Source organism: Pseudarthrobacter sp. 10T415, from assembly GCF_056394175.1.
Genome location: NZ_JBFTHJ010000017.1, coordinates 1 through 16552 on the forward strand (window position 1 = coordinate 1; position 16552 = coordinate 16552).

Annotated in this window: 9 protein-coding genes; 1 reads left to right on the plus strand and 8 read right to left on the minus strand. The window is 65.6% G+C overall.

Annotated features, from left to right (window positions below):
* Window positions 1–442: 442 nt before the first annotated feature.
* The 3 genes from AC1DBN_RS17570 to AC1DBN_RS17580 are packed head-to-tail and all read right to left on the minus strand — an operon-like array spanning window position 443 to window position 7999.
* On the minus strand, window positions 443–4162 hold the full coding sequence (locus AC1DBN_RS17570) for a 1,4-alpha-glucan branching enzyme (protein ID WP_477723787.1): 3720 nt from the start codon (window positions 4160–4162) through the stop codon (window positions 443–445).
* A gap of 1 nt (window position 4163) precedes the next feature.
* Window positions 4164–5960: a maltose alpha-D-glucosyltransferase gene (gene treS, locus AC1DBN_RS17575; protein ID WP_091718340.1), complete on the minus strand. Its 1797-nt coding sequence runs from the start codon at window positions 5958–5960 to the stop codon at window positions 4164–4166.
* Window positions 5957–7999 carry an alpha-1,4-glucan--maltose-1-phosphate maltosyltransferase gene (locus tag AC1DBN_RS17580; RefSeq protein ID WP_091718338.1) on the minus strand — a complete coding sequence of 681 codons (2043 nt, stop codon included), beginning with the start codon at window positions 7997–7999 and terminating at the stop codon, window positions 5957–5959. Before AC1DBN_RS17580 ends, treS begins: the two co-directional genes overlap by 4 nt.
* 193 nt (window positions 8000–8192) lie before the next feature.
* On the opposite strand from AC1DBN_RS17580, the gene glgP reads away from it, so the two are divergent.
* Window positions 8193–10811, plus strand: a complete 2619-nt coding sequence (gene glgP / locus AC1DBN_RS17585) for an alpha-glucan family phosphorylase (RefSeq protein ID WP_197676731.1) — start codon at window positions 8193–8195, stop codon at window positions 10809–10811.
* Between the two features lie 73 nt (window positions 10812–10884).
* On the opposite strand, the gene AC1DBN_RS17590 is transcribed toward glgP, so the two are convergent.
* The 5 genes from AC1DBN_RS17590 to cysS form a co-directional block, all read right to left on the minus strand.
* Window positions 10885–11241 carry a barstar family protein gene (locus tag AC1DBN_RS17590; RefSeq protein WP_091718336.1) on the minus strand — a complete coding sequence of 119 codons (357 nt, stop codon included), beginning with the start codon at window positions 11239–11241 and terminating at the stop codon, window positions 10885–10887.
* Between the two features lie 7 nt (window positions 11242–11248).
* Complete coding sequence (locus AC1DBN_RS17595) at window positions 11249–11743, minus strand: guanyl-specific ribonuclease (RefSeq protein WP_477723788.1); 495 nt, start codon at window positions 11741–11743, stop codon at window positions 11249–11251.
* A 16-nt stretch (window positions 11744–11759) separates the two neighbouring features.
* Window positions 11760–13871, minus strand: a complete 2112-nt coding sequence (gene glgX / locus AC1DBN_RS17600; protein WP_477723789.1) for a glycogen debranching protein GlgX — start codon at window positions 13869–13871, stop codon at window positions 11760–11762.
* 122 nt (window positions 13872–13993) lie between these two features.
* Complete coding sequence (rlmB, locus tag AC1DBN_RS17605; protein ID WP_056076531.1) at window positions 13994–14983, minus strand: 23S rRNA (guanosine(2251)-2'-O)-methyltransferase RlmB; 990 nt, start codon at window positions 14981–14983, stop codon at window positions 13994–13996.
* Between the two features lie 91 nt (window positions 14984–15074).
* Window positions 15075–16541, minus strand: coding sequence for a cysteine--tRNA ligase (gene cysS, locus AC1DBN_RS17610; protein WP_477723790.1), 1467 nt, complete (start codon window positions 16539–16541; stop codon window positions 15075–15077).
* Window positions 16542–16552 lie beyond the last annotated feature (11 nt).

A 16552-nucleotide genomic window follows, 5' to 3' on the forward strand; every position in this document is an offset into this window, starting at 1 on the left:
GCACAAAATTTGAAACCAGCTAAAAACACCATGCACACCACGGGGTGGCGGCACAGCACAATCAACCAATTCAATAAAAAATTGGTATCAACAAACTTGGCACACTATTGAGTTCTCAAACAACAGACACACCCGGCACCACCCAAACCMTCAAGGTTCAGGATCGCTCCGGAGCAACTTTCCAAAGTTACCCGGCTGCTTCCTACTTGTCAAACCGGCGTTTCCCGACCTTCATCGCCATGAGGCTTGGTGGTCGGTTTTCCGTCTGACTCCGTGGAGCAGCGCGGAAATAAACTCTACCACCCCTTTGCCGGTAAGGCCAACCCGGCCACCGTTGGGTCTCCCTTCATGCAGCCTGCATACGACAGGAGGCCCGGAACCTCGGGGATTCTGGGCCTCCTGTCGTGCGCCTAAACAGCAGCGGGCTGTTGGGCCGAAACGCCTACGGAGCGGCTGGCGCGCCCGGAGTGAAGAAGGATGCACCGAGCGGAGGAAGAGTGACGGTCAGCGTTGCCGGCTGCCCGTCCTGTCCTTCATCCGTGGCCTTCAGCTCTCCGGTGTTCAGGACGCCGGAGCCTCCGTACGTGGTGTGGTCCGTGTTGAGCACTTCGCTCCAGGCGCCTGCTTGGGGAACACCCAGGGTGTAGCCGGCGTGCGGCGCTCCGGAGAAGTTGATGGCGCAAACCACCGGGTTGCCGTCCGCATCACGGCGGATGAAGGAGAGAACGTTCCGGTCAGCGTCGCCACCGTTGATCCACTGGAACCCGGCGGGTTCGTTGTCGCGGGCGTACAGGGATGGCGTGGACGTGTAGAGCTCGTTCAGGTCCTTGGTCAGCAACTGGATCCCCTTATGGGCGGGGATCTCAGCGAGCCACCAGTCCAGTCCGTGCTGCTCCGACCACTCCGCTTCCTGGCCAAACTCGGTGCCCATAAAGATGAGCTGCTTACCGGGGTGTGCCCACTGGTAGGCGAGGAAAGCGCGCAGGTTCGCCAGCTGCTGCCAACGGTCCCCCGGCATCTTGCGAAGCATCGAGCCCTTGCCGTGCACAACTTCATCGTGGCTGATGGGCAGCAGGAAGTTTTCCGTGAAGGCATAAACCAGCGAGAACGTCAGGCCGCCGTGGTGCCATTTGCGGTTGACCGGGTCCTCGGAGGCGTACTTGAGGGAATCGTGCATCCAGCCCATGTTCCATTTCAGGCCGAATCCCAGTCCGCCGTGGCTGGTGGGTGCGGTCACGCCGGGGAACGCCGTGGACTCCTCGGCGATCATGACAGCACCAGGGTGGGTCTTGTAGACCGTGGCATTGACTTCCTGGAGGAAGGAGATCGCTTCAAGGTTTTCCCGCCCGCCGAACCGGTTGGGCCGCCACTGCCCCTCCTCACGGGAGTAGTCCAGGTAGAGCATGGACGCCACGGCATCCACGCGCAGGCCGTCGATGTGGAACTCGTCCAGCCAGTACAGTGCGTTCGCCACCAGGAAGTTGCGCACCTCGGTCCGGCCGAAGTCGAAGATCAGCGTTCCCCAGTCGGGGTGTTCGCCCAGGGTGGGGTCGGCGTGCTCGTACAGGGGCTGGCCGTCGAACTGCGCCAGCGCCCATGCATCCTTGGGGAAGTGGGCAGGGACCCAGTCCAGCAGGACACCGATGCCGGCCTGGTGCAGGGTGTCCACCAGGTAGCGGAATTCGTCGGGGTGGCCGAACCGGGAGGTCGGGGCAAAGTAGGAGGTGACCTGGTAGCCCCAGGAACCGCCGAAGGGGTGCTCGGCAACCGGCATGAATTCCACGTGCGTGAAGCCTAGCCACTTGACGTAGTCCACGAGCTCCTTGGCCAGCTCACGGTATCCAAGCCCCAGGCGCCAGGATCCGAGGTGGACCTCGTAGACGCTCATGGCCGAGTTATGCGGGTCGCGCTCGGCCCGGGCCTGCATCCATTCGTCGTCCTTGAAGGCGTAGGACGGTTCCACCACGCGGGATGCCGTGAGCGGCGGGACCTCGGTTCCGAAAGCCATCGGGTCCGCTTTTTCAACCCAGTAGCCAGCCTTGGTGCGGATCTCGAACTTGTAGCACGCCCCTGCTACAACCCCGGGGATGAAGAGTTCCCAGACACCGGAGGAGCCCAGTGAGCGGAGCGAGTGTTCGCGTCCGTCCCAGCCATTGAAGTCGCCCTTTACGCGGACGGCCTGGGCATTGGGGGCCCACACGGCGAAGGAAACACCGTCCACATCCCCCAGCGAGGACTTGTAATGCTGGACGTGTGCGCCCAGGACCTGCCAGAGCTTTTCGTGGCGGCCTTCCCCGATGAGGTGGAGGTCCACCTCCCCCACTGTGGGCAGGTACCGGTATGGCTCGTCCACCGTGACGGGGTCGGCCCCGGGGTACGTGACGGACAGGCGGTAGTCCGGGACGTGCCCGTGCTCGCTCGGTTCAAGTACAGCCACCCAGGCCCCATGGGCCTCGTGCTGCATCGGCACTTCCCCTGCAGCGGTGATGACGCTGACGGCTTCCGCCAGGTGCTTGACCGTGCGGACGGTGACGTGACCGTAGTCATCCAGGTGCGCCCCCAGTACGGAGTGCGGCGCGTGGTGTTCACCGTTGGCAATCTTGCCCAGGGTGCCGTCGTCCACCGGGAGCGGAGCCCCCGGCCGTCCTGTTCGTGCTGTGCCTGTCATTTCGTTACCTTCCGATGCTGCGCCGGCGGTGTCGCCGGCGCCGTTACCGCCCAGGAGCCGTCTGGAGGCGCTTACTGGAATCGCCAGCCAGTCGGGCCTGTTACGCATTTCATAAACAACTTCGTACAGCGCCTTGTCCAGCCACAATGCCACAAACAGCGGTGACGTCCGGTCCACGGTGCCGGGAGTGACACTCGCGTAGCCTCCGAGGAACGCGTCGGCGCAGTCGTCAACCCAGGACGCTGGTACGTGGGCGCCTTCCTGCTCGCGCTGGGCGGCTCCGGCCGCGTAGTCGAAGGAGCGCAGCATGCCGGCGACGTCCCGCAAGGGCACGTCGGGGCCGTTCCGCTCGTCGATGGGTCGCAGTGGCTCGCCCTCGAAATCGAGGATGGCCCAGCGGGGCTCCGCTTCAGTGGCGGTGAGCGTTTCAGTTCGGCCTGCTGCGGGCACCTGCAGGATCTGGCCCAGGTGCAGGTCACCGTGGATCCGCTGCAGCGGACCTGCGCTGGTGCCGTCGAGCCCGTCAAGAAGGGCACCCAGTGCTTCGTCATAGGGGCCGACGGCGGGACCGGCCTCGGCCCAGGCCGTGCGGATACGCCGGGCTACTCCTGCCGCGATGTCCTGGCCGGACCCGGCCGCTTCTGAGCGGCCGAGCGTTTCGGCGAGCCGGCGGTGGACGGTGGCGGTGGCGGCGCCGAGGGCGCGTGCCTCGGCGGTGAAGTCCCTGCCTGCGCGTGCTGCATCCACGGCGAGCCGCCAGGCATCCAGTCCGCCGGCGAGGAATTCGTGCGCCACTGCCAGCTCGCCCTGCACCGGGCGGGTGCCCCTCGCGGTCCCGCCTGCCTTGGTGCCGTTCTCCAGCCATTCTCCCCGGACCCAGCCCAGTGTGGCGGGGACCTCCGAGGTGCCGGCGGCGGTGAGGGCAGCGCCCACTTCAACTTCGGGGTTGGTTCCGGCGGACAGTGTCCGGAAGAACTTCACGATGGCCGCGGACTCGCCGTCGTCAACAATCACCGAGGTGTTGGACTGCTCGCCGGACAGCACCTTGACCACTCCGTGGGCGGTGGGGAGCCTGTAGTTTCCGGATGCCTTGAAGCCCGTGGCCACCCCGGTGCGTGCCGCGGCTTCGTGCCGGATGAGTTCCAGCCAGCCGCCGATAAAGTCGGGGTCGTGGAGGGCGTCGTAAACCCAGGTCCTCGACGGGTCTGTTCCGGCGGCCTGTCCCACCAGCGCACGTTCCATGCCGGCCGCAGGTGCCGCCCGGAAGCTCAACGGAACCTGCACCACCAAGGTGCGGCCGCCGCCGTCGGACGGGCCGGTGGTGATCTTGAGCAGGAACACCGCGAGCCCAGCATGCCCCGAAGGGTCCTCGATGCCCAGGCTGCCTGCCTGCGACATCTCGAAGTCGGGGCTGTTGACCGGGAACCATCGCTGCTTCGGAAGCCATTCCTTGAGGAGCGTGGTCAGGGCGGGAGTAAGTATTGGCTGGTTCATATCAATTCTCTATCGACAGGATGGGCAGTGCCTGTGTATAGGGCGACGACGGACTGGACGTCGCCGACCGGAGCCGGAGCCAGAAGAAATCGTGGCTGCCGAGGGTCAGCGTCAGTGTCCCGTCGTCGTTGATCCCCGGAAAGACCTGGCCGCCGAAGACATCACGCAGTCCCCGGCCGGCGTATTCGGGCACCCGCAGCGTGGCGGCCACGGGATGCTGCGAGAGGTTGAAGGCGCAGAGGACCGTTTCGCCGTTCAATCCTGCGGAGTTACCCTCCGGCAATTCCCGGAGGTAGGCCAGGACGGCGTCGTGGTCGGCTTCGACATGTTTGAAGGCGCCGAGGCCGAAAGCCGGGTGGTTCCGGCGGACGCTGAGGATCTGGCGGGTCCAGCGAAGCAGCGATCCGGAGTGCGCGGCCTCGGCCTCCACGTTGGCCATGCTGTAGTTGTAGACCAGCGACTGGATGGGCGGCAGGTAGAGCTTTCCCGGGTCCGCGTGCGAGAAGCCCGCGTTGCGGTCGGGGTTCCACTGCATCGGTGTGCGGACGGCGTCACGGTCCTCAAGCCAGATGTTGTCGCCCATGCCGATCTCGTCCCCGTAGTACAGGAACGGGCTGCCCGGCAGAGACAGCAGCAGGGCGTTGATCAGCTCAATCTCAGCCCGCGAGTTGTCCAGCAACGGGGCCAGCCGACGGCGGATACCGATGTTGGCGCGCATGCGCGGGTCCGGCGCGTACCAGCCGAGCATCGCAGCGCGCTCGTCAGCGGTGACCATTTCGAGCGTCAGTTCATCGTGGTTGCGCAGGAAGGTGCCCCACTGGGCTCCTTCCGGGATGTCCGGAGTGTCGCGCATGGTCTCGATAATGGGCGCGGCCTTCTGGTCCCGGAGCGCATAGTAGAGCCGCGGCATGATGGGGAAGTGGAACGCCATGTGGCACTCCGGCTCCTCCTCCGTCCCGAAATACTCCACTACCTCGTTGGGCGGCTGGTTGGCCTCGGCGATGATGACGCGGCCGGGGTAGCTTTCGTCCACCATGGCGCGCAGTTTACGCAGGAAATCATGGGTAGCCGGAAGGTTCTCGCAGTTGGTCCCTTCCTCTTCGAACAGGTAAGGGATGGCGTCCGCGCGGAACCCGTCGATGCCCTGGTCCAACCAGAACCGCACTACGTCGAAGAGCGCCTCAATGACCTTGGGATTTTCGAAGTTCAGGTCAGGCTGGTGGCTGAAGAACCGGTGCCAAAAGAACTGCCGGCGGATGGGATCGAACGTCCAGTTCGATTCCTCGGTGTCGACGAAGATGATGCGGGCGTCCTGGTACTTTTCGTCGGTGTCGCTCCACACGTAGAAATCGCCGTACGGGCCGTCGGGGTCCTTGCGGGATTCCTGGAACCAGGGGTGCTGGTCCGAGGTGTGGTTCAGCGGCAGGTCGATGATCACCCGCACTCCCCTGGCATGCGCCTCGGCCACCAGCCGCTTGAAGTCGCTGATGGTCCCGAACTCGTCCAGTACGGAGTTGTAGTCCGAGATGTCGTAGCCGCCGTCCCGCAGGGGTGACTGGAAGAACGGCGGCAGCCACAGGCAATCCACGCCCAGCCATTGAAGGTAGTCGAGCCTGTCGATGAGGCCGGAGAAATCCCCGGAGCCGTCACCGTTGGCATCCGCAAAAGCCCGTACCAGCACCTCATAGAAAACGGCTTTCCGGTACCACAGCGGATCATGCTGGAGGCCCGGAGCATTCAGCTCAAACGTGCTTTTGGGCGTGAAGTGCTGGCCGGAACTTTGCGGATTGAAACTCACCGAGGCATTCTCCTGACGCTCAGGATGTGTGCCGGCTCCACGTGCGGGTCAAGGCGGACGTAGTTGAACTCGCCCCATTCCCAGCTTTCGCCGGAGATGAGGTCGTCAACGAAGAAGCCGCCGCCCGGGGTGATGTCCTGCGGGTCCAGTTCCAGGGCCGCCAGGTCCAGGGCTACGCTGCATTCCTTGGTGACATGCGGGTCCACGTTGACCACCACAATGAGGGTGTCCTTGGAACCGTCTGCCAGCGTCTTGTGCTTGGAGTAGACCACTGTGGAGTCGTCGGTGCTCTGGTGGACCGTGAGGTTCTGCAGGTCCTGGAGTGCCGGATGGTCACGGCGAAGGTGGTTCAGCCGCGTGATGAACGGTGCCAGGGTCCGGCCGGACTCGGCGGCAGCATCCCAGTCGCGGGCCTTGTATTCGAACTTCTCGTTATCGATGTACTCCTCCGCCCCGGGGCGGGCCACGTGTTCGTACAGTTCGTAGCCGGCGTACACGCCCCACAGCGGGCTGGCCGTCGACGCGAGGACAGCCTTGATCTTGAAGGCCGCCGGTCCGCCGTACTGGAGGTATTCGGTGAGGATGTCCGGGGTGTTGACGAAGAAGTTGGGCCGGAAGTACGCCGGGGACTCGTGGCTGACCTCGTGGAAGTACTCTTCGATTTCCTTCTTGGTGTTGCGCCACGTGAAGTACGTGTAGGACTGCTGGAAGCCTGCCCTGCCCAGCGCGTGCATCATCGCGGGGCGGGTGAAGGCCTCAGCCAGGAACACCACGCCGGGAACCGTTTTGTTAACTTCGGCAATGAGCCATTCCCAGAACCACACGGGTTTGGTGTGGGGGTTATCGACGCGGAAAATCTTTACTCCGTGGCTGATCCACAACAACACAATCCGCAGAATTTCGTTGGAAAGCCCCTCGGGGTCATTATCGAAATTGAGCGGGTAAATGTCCTGGTACTTCTTGGGCGGATTTTCGGCATAGGCAATGCTGCCGTCAACACGGGTGGTGAACCATTCGGGGTGCGCTGCTACCCAGGGGTGGTCCGGCGCCGCCTGCAGCGCCAGGTCCAGCGCCACTTCCAGGCCCAGCTCGTTGGCCCGGGCCACGAAGGCGTCAAAGTCCTCGAAGGAGCCGAGGTCCGGATGGATGGCGTCGTGTCCGCCCTCGGCGGCGCCAATGGCCCACGGGGAGCCGGGATCGTGCGGGCCCGCGACAAGGGTGTTGTTGGGGCCCTTCCGGTGCTGCACGCCGATCGGGTGGATGGGCGGCATGTAGATGACGTCAAAGCCCATGCCGGCGACGGCGTCGAGCCGGCGGGCTGCCGTGCGGAAGTTGCCGGATGTCCAGGCACCGGTGTTGTGGTCCTTGACGGCGCCCTCGGACCGCGGGAAGAACTCGTACCAGGAGCCGCGGCCGGCGCGGTCGCGCTCCACCAGGAGGGGGTGCTTTTCGGAAACGGTGACCAGTTCCCGGATGGGCTGGTGTGCCACAACCCCGGCAACATCGTGGCCGAACCCGGCGGCGAGGCGTTCCTCGGTACTGAGGGACTGGTCAGCCAGCTTGGCGGCGGCGTCGCGCAGGACGCCCCTGTCCCATTCGCTCCGGAAGTCCTCTGCAGACGCTTCCCGCAGCAGTGCGGCACCTTCGGCGAGCATGAGCTCGACGTCGATGCCCGCCGCAATCTTCACCTCAGCGTTGTGGTGCCAGGTGCCGTAGCGGTCATGCCACGCCTCAATGACGAATGACCAGTTGCCCGGTTCCGACGGCGTGAGGATGCCTTCCCAGCGGTCGGTTCCCATGCCCCGTTCCCCGCGTGGAGCCGCAAGCCGAACGCGCTGGCGCTCGGCACCGGACGGATCCAGCAGCACGGCGCTGACGCCAAGCTGGTCATGGCCCTCACGGAACGAGGTGGCACCCACGACGATTCCTTCGCCGGGCAGCGCCTTGGCGGGAAACTTCCCGCCTTCGACGACTGGCTGAACGGCAGTGATCGGAAAACGTCCGAACCGGAGTCCGTCGGTGATCTGTCCCTTGGGCATTTTCTTTGATGCGGCACTGGTTACTGAGTTAGTCGTCACAGGCTCGACGTTAGCGAGAAATGGCGAAGATTGCTAAGCCTGCGCACTGTATTTTGTTGTGCCGCGCTTCATTTGCTTCGCGTCCCCTGTCATTTACGCAAAAGAAACCTAAAGCTGGTTACAGCCGCGGGGGTTGTCCGTTAGTGTGACGCAGGTGAAGGCAATCCGCAGGTTTACGGTCCGTACAGTCCTCCCAGAACCCATCCGGCCCCTGGCCCGGCTGGCCAGCAATTTGCGCTGGTCCTGGCACCGCCCCACCCGCGAACTCTTCGCGGGTCTCAACCCCGCGCTGTGGCAGGAAAGCGGCCAGGACCCGGTGGGCTTCCTGGGCATGGTCAGCCGCGAGGAGTTCCAGCAACTGGCTGCCAACCAGGCAGTGGTGGAGAAGGTGCGGGCGGCCGAGGCGGACCTTAACCGCTACCTTGAGGAGCCCCGCTGGTACCAGGGACTCGGACCGGACGCTCCTGCCTCCATCGCGTATTTTTCGCCCGAGTTCGGCATCACCGAAGTCCTGCCCCAGTACTCCGGCGGCCTCGGCATCCTGGCCGGCGACCACCTGAAGGCGGCCTCGGACCTAGGCGTTCCGCTGATCGGCGTGGGCCTGCTGTACCAGGCCGGCTACTTCAAGCAGTCCCTCTCCCGGGATGCGTGGCAGCAGGAAACCTACCCCGTGCTGGATCCTGACGGCCTGCCCCTCACACTGCTCCGCGAGCCCTCCCCGGACGGCAACGGCAAGGCCGTCCAGGTCTCGTTGCCGCTCCCCAACGGCCGGCGCCTGCTGGCACACATCTGGCGCGCCGACGTCGGACGCGTCCCCCTCCTGCTCCTCGACTCCAACGTCCCGGGTAACGACGACGCCGCCCGCAGCATCACCGACCGGCTCTACGGCGGCGGCGGCGATCACCGGCTCCAGCAGGAACTGCTGCTGGGCATGGGCGGCGTGAAGGCGCTGCGGGCGTTCCAGAAGCTGACCGGCACGGCGGCTCCGGAAGTGTTCCACACCAATGAAGGCCACGCGGGCTTCCTGGGCATCGAACGTATCCAGGAACTCATGTCCGGTGAGCAGGCATTGACGTTCGATGAAGCCCTCACGGCCGGGCGTGCTTCCACCGTCTTCACCACGCACACCCCGGTCCCGGCAGGCATCGACAGGTTCGAGATTGCCCAGATCAGCCATTTCTTCCAGGCCGGGCTGGCGCCTGACGTGCCGGTGGACCGCATCCTCGAGCTGGGCCGCGAGAACTACGAGGACGGCAACCCGTCCGTCTTCAACATGGCTGTGATGGGCCTGCGCCTGGCCCAGCGCGCCAACGGTGTGGCCAAGCTCCACGGCGAAGTGTCCCGTGGAATGTTCTCGGCACTGTGGCCGGGATTCGACCACTCCGAGGTGCCCATCACCTCGGTGACCAACGGCGTACACGTGCCCACCTGGGTGGACAGCCGGATCTCCCAGCTGGCCAGGGACCAGTTCGGCAGCGAAGCGGAGGCAAACGGCCGCTGGGACCTGGCGTACAACGTCAGCGACGCGGACGTCTGGGCGCTCCGGCGTGAGCTGCGTTCGGCCCTGGTGGACGACGTCCGCCGTCGCCTGCGCGCCGCATGGAAGAAGCGTGGCGCCGCCGATGCCGAACTGGGCTGGACCGAACACGTCCTGGACCCGGACGTACTCACCATCGGCTTTGCCCGCCGCGTTCCCACGTACAAGCGCCTGACGCTGATGCTGCGCGAACCGGAGCGGCTGAAGGCGCTGCTGCTGCACAAGGACCACCCCATCCAGCTGGTCATTGCCGGCAAATCCCACCCGGCCGATGACGCCGGCAAGAAGATGATCCAGGACCTGGTCCGGTTCACGGACGATCCCGAGGTCCGCCACCGGATCGCGTTCCTGCCGAACTACGACATCGCCATGGCGCGGACCCTGTTCCCCGGTTGCGACGTCTGGCTGAACAACCCTCTCCGGCCCCTCGAGGCCTGCGGCACGTCAGGCATGAAGGCCGCACTGAACGGCTCGCTGAACCTGTCCGTCCTGGACGGCTGGTGGGACGAGATGTACGACGGCGAGAACGGCTGGGCCATTCCGACGGCCAACAACGGCGCGTCCCCCGAAGAGCGCGACGACATCGAGGCAGCAGCCTTGTACGAGCTGCTCGAAAGCCAGGTGGCGCCGAGGTTCTACGGCAGCACGGTATCGGCGGCCGCCGGGGCTGCGGGACCGTCGACGTCGGCAGCCGAGCGGGTGCCGACGCACTGGGTGTCCATGATCAAGCACACCCTGTCCCACCTGGGCCCGGCGGTTTCGGCTGAGCGCATGCTCCGCGACTACGTCAACATCCTCTACCGCCCCGCGGCTGAGGCCGGCCGCAGTGCCAGTGCCACGGGCTATGCCCAGGCCCGGTCGCTGGCATCGTGGACGGCGAAGGTGCGCTCGGCCTGGCCGCAGGTGCATGTGGAGCATGTGGACTCGGTGGGCGTCTCCGAGGATCCGCAGATCGGCGACACCCTCCAGGTCAACGCGTACGTGGCCCTCAGCGGCCTGACCCCGGAGGACGTCTGTGTGGAGGTGGCTTACGGCAGGGCCGAGGAAAGCGACACCCTGACGGACATCACCATCATGGAACTGCACGTGAAGGAGGACCTGGGCAACGGGCGCCACCTCTTCAGCAGTTCCCTGGTCATCGACAGGTCGGGGCCGTTCGGCTACACCGTCCGCGTCCTGCCCCGGCATGAGGGACTCGCCTCGAAAGCCGAACTGGGGCTGATCGTGAACGCGTAGCATTCAGGCCATCCAGGCCGGCTGAGCATCACAACTGGAGGGAAGCCCATGGGCTTCCCTCCTGTTGTGATGTTCAGAGGAGAACGGCGGTGACCGCCAGGTCCTTGCCAGCGTAACGTTCGGCGTCCTGGAGGATTTCGCAGAGGATGCCGAACGACCTGTCGGTGCGGAACGGTGCCGCCACCTGCCAGAGGACAGTGACGGGCGGGTTGCCGTTGTCCGCAATGCTGTCCGCGAAGTCATGCAGCGAATCGTTCAGCGCGTCGAGGTTGACCCCGTAGTGTTCCGGGAAACTCAGGACCTCGCCGAAGGTTTCCAGGACCGCGCGTTTGCTGTCCGCCGGGGGGATGACCAGGCTGCGGCGGCCGGCGTCCGCAACCTGCTCCTGCAGTTCCTCGAGGGTCCAGGTGTCGCCGGAGTAGATCTTCATGGTGCTGCTAGCTGCCTTCCGTAATGAACGAGAACGATTCGTAGTGGTCGCCGGTGTAGTACTTTTCGCCGTCCGCACCGGCAACGATCCGGCGGGCGCCGCGGTCCGACTCCCCCGGAGTGGGCACAGTGTATTCGCGGTAGTAACCGCGGTCCCGGCGGGGCAGGATCCCTTCAAAGTTGCCGAAGGCCTGGTCATCCTGGCTGTAGCGGTAAGGGCCGCCTGCGCGGATCAGTGCCAGGACCCGGCGCCCTTCGGCCGGCAGCTGGGATTCCCTGATGGCCGGCAGGGCGGAGGGGTTCTTTTGGGCAGGTGCCGGCGCCGCCGGTGCCGGCCGGGACTGTGCCGGGGACGCGGCCGCTGATGCCGCCGCCGCGCCGGTGGTGGGCGCCGTCGTCGTGCCCTCCGTCAACTGGCCCAGGACGCCCTGGCCGCCGAAGACAAGCACTGCCACCACCACGAGGGCAGCAAGCAGCAGGGGCAGGATCTTGCGGTTGCGCATGGTCGGTTATCCCGGGCTAGGCGTTGCGGTAAATACTGATGGAGTTAGCCTCCACCAGGTCTTTTTCACCTGAAGCCACCAGTCCGCCCTGCCGCAGTTCGTGCAGCGGGGAGGTGGTGAGCCGCAGTTCGAACATGCGGGGGCCAGTGCCTTCCGCGGCCAGCGGCGGGAGGGTGATGGTGACGTCCGAGCCGGTTCCGTTCACCACTACCAGGCCAGCCAGCTCACCGTCGTCTGAGCCTAGGAGCAGCTGCATCACCCGGTGCTGCGGATCGTTCCAGCGTTCCATGGACATCGGTTGGCCGTTGTGGTCGTACCAGTACAGGTAGGACTGCTCGTCCCGGACCGGGAAGTGGTGCGGCTGCGCAGCCAGGAACTCCTTGCGGAGCCGGATGTACCGCTTGGTGCTGCGGAGCATCTCATGCGATTCCGGGGTACGGGTCCAGTCCACCCAGGTCAGGGCGTTGTCCTGGCAGTAGGCGTTGTTGTTCCCCTGCTGGGTGCGTGCCAGTTCGTCGCCGGCGGTAATCATGGGAATGCCGAGGGAGATCATCAGCGACGCCATCATGTTCCGGCGCGACTGGGCGCGCCTGGCCAGGATCTCGCCATCCTCGGTGGGCCCTTCCACGCCGTGGTTGTAGCTTCGGTTGTCGCCGTGCCCGTCGCGGTTCTGTTCGCCGTTGGCTTCGTTGTGTTTCCTGTCGTAGGACACAAGGTCGTTCAGCGTGAAGCCGTCGTGGGCCGTCACGTAGTTCACTGACGCGAGGCGGGACCGGCCCGAGCCTTCGAACAGCGCAGCGGAACCGGACAGGGCGTCGGCCAGTTTTGCCACCGAGCCGCCCTGCCCACCGGCCTCCAGTGCTGCCCGGTCGGCGAGCCAGAAGGACCGGACGGAATCCCGGAAGTGGTCGTTCCAATCAACCCAGCCCATGGGGAAGCGGCCCGTCTGCCACCCGCCGTAGCCAACGTCCCACGGTTCGGCGATGAGCTTGGTGTCGGACAGGACAGGGTCAGCGGCGACGGCCACCAGGAAGGGGTGCCGGGGGTCGAACTCGTTGTCGCCGTTCCGGCACAGGGTCACTGCCAGGTCGAAGCGGAAACCATCAACGTGGAATTCGTCCACCCAGTACCGCAGTGAGTCGAGGACCAGCTGGATGACCCGGGGTTCGGCGAAGTTGAGGCTGTTTCCGCACCCGGTGGTGTCCAGGTACTTCCCGTGGCCGTCCGTCCGGTAGTAGCGGTTCTCCCCCAGCCCTCGGAAGCTGATGGTCTGCCCGTCCGCGCCGCCCTCCGCGGTGTGGTTGTAGACCACATCCAGGATGACTTCCAGTCCTGCCTCATGGAAGGCCTTGACCATGGCCTTGAACTCGTTCTGGACCGCCTGCGGTCCAGCATCCTGCGCCGCGCCCGTGGCATAGCCGGGATGCAGTGCGAAGAAGGCCGCCGTGTTGTAGCCCCAGTAATTCGTCAGGCCCAGGTCCTGCAGGTGCGGTTCGTCCAGGTGGAAATGGACCGGCAGCAGCTGCACTGACGTGATGCCAAGTCCTTTGAGGTGCTCAAGGACTGCCGGGTGCGCCATGCCCGCGTAGGTCCCGCGGAGTTCTTCGGGGACATCGGGGTGGAGCATGGTCTGCCCGCGGACGTGTGCTTCGTAGATGATGGTGTTCCGCCACGGCAGCCTCAGGCGGCTGTCCGTTCCCCAGTCAAAGTCGCCGGCCGTGCGGGCGCTGGTGAGGAGGCTGTCCCGCAGATCCACGGCCCGGCCATACGGATCGAGCAGCGGGCGGCTGCCGTCCTCGTCCAGCCCGTTGGCCGGTACCGCCACAGGCAGCGACTGTTCGCCGGAGGCAGGGCGGAAGCCATAGCGGGAGCCCGGAGGCAGGTCCGCGACGATGCCGTGGTGGACTCCGTGGGTAACGTTCGGCAGCGGCTGGACGCGCCATTCACCGCCCGGGGGCTGGTACACGATTTCCAGGCTGGGCACACCGGGGGCATAGCAGGCAACGTTGGCCCGGCCCCTGTCACCCTGGCCGGAGCCGTCTGAATCCGCGCGCGGGACGCTGACACCGAGGGGAACAGCCGTAGAGGCGTCCATGGTGGAGGCGGTGTCGAAGAGCGGCATGACCATTAGCTAAATAGTAGCCGCCGGCGGCTACTGGCCTGCGCCAGCGTCACACATGACGCCCGGGCCGGGGCCACGACGTCGTCCCGCCGGACGGGACGACACCGTCCGGCGAAACCCCGGACTGATTACTTGGCTGCGCGCTGGCGGGAAACCTCGTACAGCGTGATGCCCACGGCCATGGACGCGTTGAGCGATTCCATGGCGGAGTCGATGGGAATGGAGACGATCTGGTCGCAGTTTTCGCGGACCAGCCGGCTCAGGCCCTTGCCTTCGGAACCCACCACGATGCACACCGGTTCGGTGGCGAGGCTCAGGTCCGGCAGCGACACGTCGCCGTCGCCGTCCAGGCCCAGGACGAAGATGCCCATGTTCTTGAACTGCTTGAGGGCGCTGTTGAGGTTTGATGCCCGGGCCACCGGCACACGGACCGCCGCGCCGGCGCTCGTCTTCCACGCCGAGGCGGTAACGCCGACGGAGCGGCGCTCCGGAACAATCACGCCGTGGCCGCTAAACGCGGAGACGGAGCGGATAATGGCGCCGAGGTTGCGGGGATCGGTGATGCCGTCCAAAGCAACGAACAGGGGGGCGTTGCTGACGTGCCCCTTCTTCCACTTCTCCACGGTTTCTTCGGCGAGCTCATAGGCGTCGGCGTAATCGTAGGGCGGGATCTGCAGGACGAGGCCCTGGTGGACGGCGTCGTCGGTCATCCGGTCCAACTCGGGCTTGCCGGTTTCCAGCAGCGGGATGCCGCGCTCGGCCGCCAGCTTGAGGGACTCCTTGACCCGGTCATCCATTTCAATCCGGATGGCAACGTGCAGCGCCTTCGCGGGGATGCCGGCGCGGAGTGCTTCCACTACCGAGTTGCGCCCGGTAACGACCTCCTCGGTGGCGCGGCCCTTGGGGCCGGACTTGCCGGCGCCGGCGCTGCGGGCACCGGGGTTGCGCTTGGCGGCCGAGCGCTCAGCGAGCTGCTTGGACTTATGTGCCTTGTGGTAAGGACGGTCCTCCGCCTTGGGCGTGGGGCCCTTGCCTTCCAGGGCCTTGCGGCCATGGCCACCGGTCCCGATGGTTGGGCCCTTCTTCGCTTTAACCGATCGGCGACCATTGTTGGCCATGATGTTCCACCCTTGATTGTGTTGACTGAGTCCGGCTACCAGTCTACTGACCGAAGAAAAATCGGGTTCCCGGGCTTTTGGGTCCCGGCGCTCAATCCCGTTTCAAACTCCACGTGGCACCGTCCGGACCGTCCTCCACCACCACGCCGGCCTCGTTGAGCGTGTCGCGGATGGCATCGGAGGCTGCCCAGTCCTTCCCGGCGCGGGCGGTGGCACGGGCGGCAAGCTGCGCCTCCACCAGGACAGCCAGTGCCTCGGCTTCGCGGGTGCTGGCTTTTTCCGAGCCGGCGACGGCGTTGAGCCCCAGCACGTCGGTCATGATGACGACGGCGTACATCGCCTTCCGTGCGGAGTCGTCATCGCCGTCGGCAAGGGCGGTGTTTCCTGCCCGCACCGTCTCATGCAGTGCGGCCAGGGCGCGGGGGACGTTCAGGTCGTCGTCCATCGCGGCGTAAAAGGCCTCAACGCTTCCCGTTGAGGGGCCGTACTCCCCTGCCACGAAGCCGAAGTCGGTGCCGAAGCGCGCCACGGCCTTCGCCAGGAACCCATCAATGCGTTCGACGGCGGCAGCGGCCTCCTGGAGGGACGTGGGGCGGTAGTCCAGGATCGACCGGTAGTGGGCCTGGCCGAGGTAGTACCGCACCACGCGGGGCGAGGCGAGCTTCAGCATTTCGCCGGGGCTGATGGTGTTGCCGATGGACTTGGACATTTTTTCACCCTCGTAGGTGACCATGCCGTTGTGCATCCAGAAGTTGGCGAACCCGTGCCCGGCGGCCTGCGACTGCGCCATCTCGTTTTCGTGGTGCGGGAACCGCAGGTCCAGGCCGCCGCCGTGGATGTCGAATTCGGTGCCAAGGTACTTGGTCACCATCGCCGAGCATTCCAGGTGCCAGCCGGGGCGGCCCGCACCCCAGGGCGACGCCCAGCTGGCGGTGGCAGGTTCGCCCTCTTTGGAACCCTTCCACAGCGCGAAGTCGCGGGGGTCCCGCTTACCCCGGGGGTCGGCGTCGGCGGCCGCCTGCATGTCATCAATGTTCTGCCGCGTCAGGGCACCGTATTTGCTCCAGGAACGCACGTCGAAGTACACATCCCCGGAATCATCGAGCGCCGGATAGGCGTGGCCGCGGTCGATCAGTTGCTGGATCAGGGCGTGCATTTCCGGGATGTGGCCAGTGGCCCTGGGTTCGTAGGTGGGGCGGGAGACCCCCAGGGCGTCGTAGGCCTTGAGGAATTCCTGCTCGTAGCGGTAGGCCAGCGCCCACCATTCCTCGCCCGGAACCTCGCCCGCTTCGGGCTGGAAACCGGAGGCGAAGGACGCCTCTGACTTGGCGAGGATCTTGTCGTCAATGTCCGTGACGTTGCGGACCACAGTGACCCGCAGCCCGCGGTGGGTGAGCCAGCGGGTCAACTGGTCGAACGCGATGGCGGAACGGATATGGCCGACGTGGGGCATGCCCTGCACGGTCGCCCCGCAGTAGTAGAGGCTGGCCCTTCCGGCTACGAGGGGGACGAAGTTCCGGACTTCGGCGGAGGCAGTGTCATAGAAGCGCAGGGTCACCGCTCCAGATT

Bases quoted from the DNA above. Each gene is read 5' to 3' on its own strand.
- AC1DBN_RS17570 (WP_477723787.1), bottom strand. From the start codon at position 4,162: ATGAACCAGCCAATACTTACTCCCGCCCTGACCACGCTCCTCAAGGAA.
- rlmB (WP_056076531.1), bottom strand. From the start codon at position 14,983: ATGGCCAACAATGGTCGCCGATCGGTTAAAGCGAAGAAGGGCCCAACC.
- AC1DBN_RS17590 (WP_091718336.1), bottom strand. From the start codon at position 11,241: ATGAAGATCTACTCCGGCGACACCTGGACCCTCGAGGAACTGCAGGAG.
- AC1DBN_RS17580 (WP_091718338.1), bottom strand. From the start codon at position 7,999: ATGCCCAAGGGACAGATCACCGACGGACTCCGGTTCGGACGTTTTCCG.
- glgX (WP_477723789.1), bottom strand. From the start codon at position 13,871: ATGGTCATGCCGCTCTTCGACACCGCCTCCACCATGGACGCCTCTACG.
- AC1DBN_RS17595 (WP_477723788.1), bottom strand. From the start codon at position 11,743: ATGCGCAACCGCAAGATCCTGCCCCTGCTGCTTGCTGCCCTCGTGGTG.